Source organism: Streptomyces sp. KLMMK, from assembly GCF_036961605.1.
GTDB classification, from domain to species: domain Bacteria; phylum Actinomycetota; class Actinomycetes; order Streptomycetales; family Streptomycetaceae; genus Streptomyces; species Streptomyces telluris.
Genome location: NZ_JBAMDC010000441.1, coordinates 1 through 4,998, shown reverse-complemented (window position 1 = coordinate 4,998; position 4,998 = coordinate 1). Strand labels below are relative to the sequence as shown.

At 69.4% G+C, this 4,998-nt stretch carries 5 protein-coding genes; 1 reads left to right on the top strand and 4 read right to left on the bottom strand.

The features are described from left to right. The 4 genes from V7793_RS33190 to glnA all read right to left on the bottom strand — a co-directional run. Nucleotides 1-650 (bottom strand): NAD-dependent epimerase/dehydratase family protein (locus V7793_RS33190; RefSeq protein ID WP_336013419.1); only part of this gene is annotated, 650 nt, incomplete at its 3' end. Between the two features lie 71 nt (nt 651-721). Next, the gene (locus V7793_RS33185) at nt 722-1,405 is read right to left on the bottom strand and encodes a hemerythrin domain-containing protein (RefSeq protein WP_336013418.1); all 684 of its coding nucleotides are present in this window, start codon (nt 1,403-1,405) and stop codon (nt 722-724) included. Nucleotides 1,406-1,687: 282 nt separating this feature from the next. Beyond that, nucleotides 1,688-2,575: a LysR family transcriptional regulator gene (locus tag V7793_RS33180; RefSeq protein WP_336013420.1), complete on the bottom strand. Its 888-nt coding sequence runs from the start codon at nt 2,573-2,575 to the stop codon at nt 1,688-1,690. 173 nt (nt 2,576-2,748) lie between these two features. Continuing rightward, complete coding sequence (gene glnA, locus V7793_RS33175; protein ID WP_058044737.1) at nt 2,749-4,158, bottom strand: type I glutamate--ammonia ligase; 1,410 nt, start codon at nt 4,156-4,158, stop codon at nt 2,749-2,751. Between the two features lie 377 nt (nt 4,159-4,535). Between glnA and V7793_RS33170 the strand changes: the two genes are divergently transcribed. Then, on the top strand, nt 4,536-4,998 hold a 463-nt coding region (locus V7793_RS33170; RefSeq protein ID WP_336013417.1), incomplete at its 3' end, for an RDD family protein.

Below are 4,998 nucleotides of genomic sequence, written 5' to 3'. Positions count from 1 at the left end.
TCGCCGACGCCGTGCCAGACGGTGCCGGCCCCGGCCCGCTCGACGGCGGCCACGAACAGCTCGGCCAGGTCGTCCACGTGGACGGTCGGCCAGCGCACGCCCTCCTCGCCGTAGTACTCGGGCACCCCCTGCAGGCGGGCCCGGTCGACCAGGATGGCGGGGATGCCGCCGCCGCGGCCGTACACGATGCCGGGCCGGACGACCACCGCGCGCACGCCTTCGGCGGCCTCGGCCAGCACCTGCCGCTCGATCCGCGGGCGGTAGCCGACGATGCCGATCGGGTTGGCCGGGGCGTCCTCGCCGACCTCCCGGGCCTCGCCGGTGGCGCCGAGCACCCAGATGCCGCTGGTGTAGACGAAGGGGCGGCCGGTGCCGCGCAGCGGAGCGGCGAGCGCCTCGATGACGGCGGTGTCGACGTCGGCGTCGCCGCTCGGGGGCGCCAGGTGGATCACGGCCTCGATGTCGGGGGTCACCGCACCGGCCAGCGAGGCCGGGTCGGCGGTGTCGCCGGCCAGCTGGGCGTGCCAGGCCCGGCCGGGCCGCGGCTCGCCGCCACGGGTGAGCGCGACGACCTGGTGGCCGGCGGCGGCGAGGTGATCGGTGACGGCGGAGCCGATGTAGCCGGTGGCACCGGTGAGCAGAACCTTCATGACGTACCCATCTGGGAAACGAGACGTTTCGTCTCGGGTGGTGGTGTGGTGACTTGCTGGGGGAGCAGGGTTCAGGGCCGGGGTTCGGGCGGAGCGCCCCGGGTGCCCCACCGGTCGAGCATCGCGTAGGCCGGCTGCCATCGGTGCGTGTACGCGTGGTGCGCGGACTCGGGCAGGAGCTGCCGCAGAACGGCGGCCACGGTCCGCTCGGCGACGCCGTCCAGGAGCCACGGCAGGATCCGTGCCGCATCGGCCTCGATCCGCTGCGCGTGGACGCGCCCGAAGTGCTCCCACTGCTCCTTGCTCAGGACGCTCTGGACCAGCGGGAAGACGGCCTCCTCCTCGTGGCGGAGATGCCCGCGCAGACCGGTGACCAGCGAGCCGGTGAGCTCACCGAGCAGGTCGAGGCCGGCATCGAGCCCGGCATCGGGGCCGGCATCGGGGCCGGTCAGCGCCTGGTCGATCGCCTCGAGCAGGAGGGCGAGCGCGGCGTGCTCGGCCTCGATCGCCTCCAGCCGCACCAGAGAGAGGGGGTGGCCGCACAGGGCCTGACGCAGGGAGGGCCACAGGGCGTCGTCCTCGGCGGCATGGTGGGCATGCCAAGCCCTCCGGAACAGCTCCCAGCCCGCGGCGGTGCGCAGGACGTTCCGGGGACCGGGGTGGGCGCGCGCGGTGGCGCGGGCAAGGTGGTGCAACTCCCTTCGTAACGCGTTGTGCATCGCGTACGTCACGGTCATGTCGAACCTGTCTCGCACGTCTGTCTGACTCCTGGTGCCGGTGACCGGGTGAGCCCGTGTCAGGCAGTGGCGTCATGACTGGTTCCTCCGGGAACAGGGCAGCGGAAAGCCACGCCTGACGGAGCGGGGCATCACGGGAAGGGCGGCCGGGTGGGAAGACGGCTGGGGGCCCGAGGCCCTCGACGACCGGCCTGCCCGGGTACCTCAAGCCTCCCGTGAGAGCCGTGTCCGGATCAACGCGGAGTTCGTGCGTTGATCGATAACCCGGCGGTTATCGCCGTACGGGACGTAGCGGTCGCGTCAGAACCGTAGTGCGCCGAGTTCGCGGACCGTGTCGGCGAGAGCGCCGATCAGCTCGTTCTCCGCATCGGTCCGCCAGACCAGAGCGTAGGACAAGGCCGTCAGGTCCGTGACGGGTATCCAGCGGATGTTCGGCATGCCCCAGTGCCGGGTGACATGGCCGGGAAAGCTGTGGACGATCTCGCCCATGCCGACCCGATTGATCAGCTCCTCCGAGTTGGTCACGGGGCGCCCACGCTCGATCGGCCGGCCCTCGGACGTATGGAAGGGCAGGTAGCTGTCCTCCCAGTAGTCCGGCATGCGGGGTGCCATGGCGTGCTGGAAATCGGCGAACATCTCCAGCCGCACCGACGTCCGCCGGGCGAGCTCGTGGTCGGCGGCCACGGCGAGGATCCGGGTGTCCGTGCACAGGACCGGGCCGACGGTGAGGTCCGGTTCCTCCACGGGGAGCCAGGCGACGAGGACGTCCATGTCGTCGTCACGGAGCCGGCCGAAAGGATCCATGTACGTCAGCTGGCGGATCTCGAGCTCCCACTGCGGATACCGCGAGCGGAAGGCCCTCCAGTAGCGGTGCATGTCGACGACGTTGAACGGCATCATGCCGACGCGGAGCCTGCCGGTGACACCGCGGGCGGCCATCCGGGCGCGTTCCAGGGACTCGTGCAGGCCCGCATAGACCGGCTGCAGGTCGTCGCGCAGCTGCCGTCCGACGGAGGTCAGGCGCACGGTGCGGCTGGTGCGTTCGAACAGCGCGGCACCGACGCGCCGTTCCTGCTTTCTGATGGCCTGGCTGACCCGTGCCTGGGAGACAAGGAGCCGCTCGGCGCTCCGGCCGAAGTGCAACTCCTCGGCCAGGACCAGAAAGATCTCGATGTCCCGCAGCTCCATCACGCCCCCGTGTCCCTCTCCGCCGGCAACTCAGAGGCTGTCGAGCCGCAGAAGTATATGTTGATCACGGTTCCGCGCACAGGGCCTGAAAAACCGGCGAGGGCCGCCATCCCTTGCGGGTAGCGGCCCTCGCTGTTGTTCTGACGCCGAGTCAGGCTGCGCCTTTTCGATGTCTAGATGTCGAAGTACATCTCGAACTCGTGCGGGTGCGGGCGGAGCTGGATCGGGGCGATTTCGTTGGTGCGCTTGTAGTCGATCCAGGTCTCGATCAGGTCGGAGGTGAAGACACCGCCGGCCTGGAGGTACTCGTTGTCCTGCTCCAGGGCGTCGAGGACGGCCGGGAGGGAGGTCGGGACCTGGGGGACGTTCGCGTGCTCGTCTGGGGCGAGCTCGTAGAGGTCCTTGTCGATCGGCTCGGCGGGCTCGATCTTGTTCTTGACGCCGTCGAGGCCGGCCAGGAGGAGGGCCGAGAACGCGAGGTACGGGTTCGAGGACGGGTCCGGGGCGCGGAACTCGACGCGCTTGGCCTTCGGGTTGGAGCCCGTGATCGGGATGCGCATGGCGGCGGAGCGGTTGCGCTGGGAGTAGACCAGGTTGACCGGGGCCTCGAAGCCGGGGACCAGGCGGTGGTAGGAGTTCACCGTCGGGTTGGTGAAGGCCAGCAGCGACGGGGCGTGCTTGAGGATGCCGCCGATGTAGTAGCGGGCGGTGTCCGAGAGGCCCGCGTAGCCCTGCTCGTCGTAGAAGAGGGGCTCGCCGCCGGTCCACAGGGACTGGTGGACGTGCATGCCGGAGCCGTTGTCGCCGAAGATCGGCTTCGGCATGAAGGTGGCGGTCTTGCCGTTGCGCCAGGCGACGTTCTTCACGATGTACTTGAAGAGCATCAGGTCGTCGGCGGCGGCAAGCAGCGTGTTGAACTTGTAGTTGATCTCCGCCTGGCCGGCGGTGCCGACCTCGTGGTGCTGGCGCTCGACCTGCAGGCCGGCCTTGTCCAGCTCCAGGGAGATCTCGGCGCGCAGGTCGGCGAAGTGGTCGACCGGCGGGGCCGGGAAGTAACCGCCCTTGTAGCGGACCTTGTAACCGCGGTTGTCCTCGACCGCACCGGTGTTCCAGGCGCCGGCCTCGGAGTCGATGTGGTAGAAGGACTCGTTCGCGGCGGTGTTGAAGCGCACGCTGTCGAAGACGTAGAACTCCGCCTCCGGGCCGAAGTACGCGGTGTCCGCGATGCCCGTGGAGGCGAGGTAGGCCTCGGCCTTCTTGGCGATGTTGCGCGGGTCACGGCTGTACTGCTCGCCGGTGATCGGGTCGTGGATAAAGAAGTTGATGTTGAGCGTCTTGTCCCGGCGGAAGGGGTCGACGCGAGCCGTCGACAGGTCCGCGCGCAGCGCCATGTCGGACTCGTGGATGGCCTGGAAACCGCGGATCGAGGAGCCGTCGAAGGCCAGCTCCTCGGCCGGGTCGAACGCCGCAGCCGGGATCGTGAAGTGCTGCATCACGCCGGGCAGGTCGCAGAACCGGACGTCGACGAACTTGACGTCCTCGTCCGCGATGAACTTCTTGGCGTCGTCGCCGTTCTGGAACATCCAACTCCTCCTAGCCCGCCCGTGAACGGCCGGGGTTGTTTCGGTGGCGCGGTCCCTGTGCGGATTCGTGCAGGCTCCGCAGATGCAGTTCCCATGCAGTGGTGCGCGCTGGGGCCGACCCTAGAGAGACGGGATTTCCCGGGCATGACCCATTTGTTTCGCCGAGGTTAACCGGGATGCGGCCGGTACGTGCTCTGAAACACGGTCGTGGGGCGGATACGGAAACGGATAGGGAAGCGGATACGGAAGTGATCACCGGAACGATCACGGAAGTGATCGTGGAAGGGGATACGGCATACGGCCGCGGGCGCGGCGCGGGACGCGGACGTGCGACCCCGGGCCGAAGGGAACGAATGCGGGCGCAGTACCGTGGACGGGTGGACAACAGGCAAGCAATCGGCTCATGGCTCTCCGGCCCGCGCGCGGCCGCCGAGGAGATGGGCGTGGACTTCGGGCACCGGGGCGAGCGCCTCGGGCTCCCGGCGGACGGGCCCGGCTCCATCGCCCCGCTCGGACGGCGCTTCGGCGCCGTTTTCATCGACTGGGCGCTGTGCATGCTCATCGCCTACGCCCTCCTCGCGGACGGCAAGCCCCAGCAGGCGGGCAACTGGGCCCTGCTGATCTTCTTCGTACTCAGTGTCGTCACTGTCGGTACGATCGGCTGCACCCCCGGCAAGCGTCTCCTCGGGCTGCGCGTCATCAGCGAGGACGGCGGACGCCTCTCGCTGCCCCGCGTCCTGCTCCGCAGCGTACTCCTCGCCGTGGTCATCCCGGCCGTCATCTGGGACCGCGACACCCGCGGCCTGCACGACCGCCTCTCCCGCGCCGTGCAGGTGCGGA

Bases quoted from the DNA above. Each gene is read 5' to 3' on its own strand.
- V7793_RS33180 (WP_336013420.1), bottom strand. From the start codon at position 2,575: ATGGAGCTGCGGGACATCGAGATCTTTCTGGTCCTGGCCGAGGAGTTG.
- glnA (WP_058044737.1), bottom strand. From the start codon at position 4,158: ATGTTCCAGAACGGCGACGACGCCAAGAAGTTCATCGCGGACGAGGAC.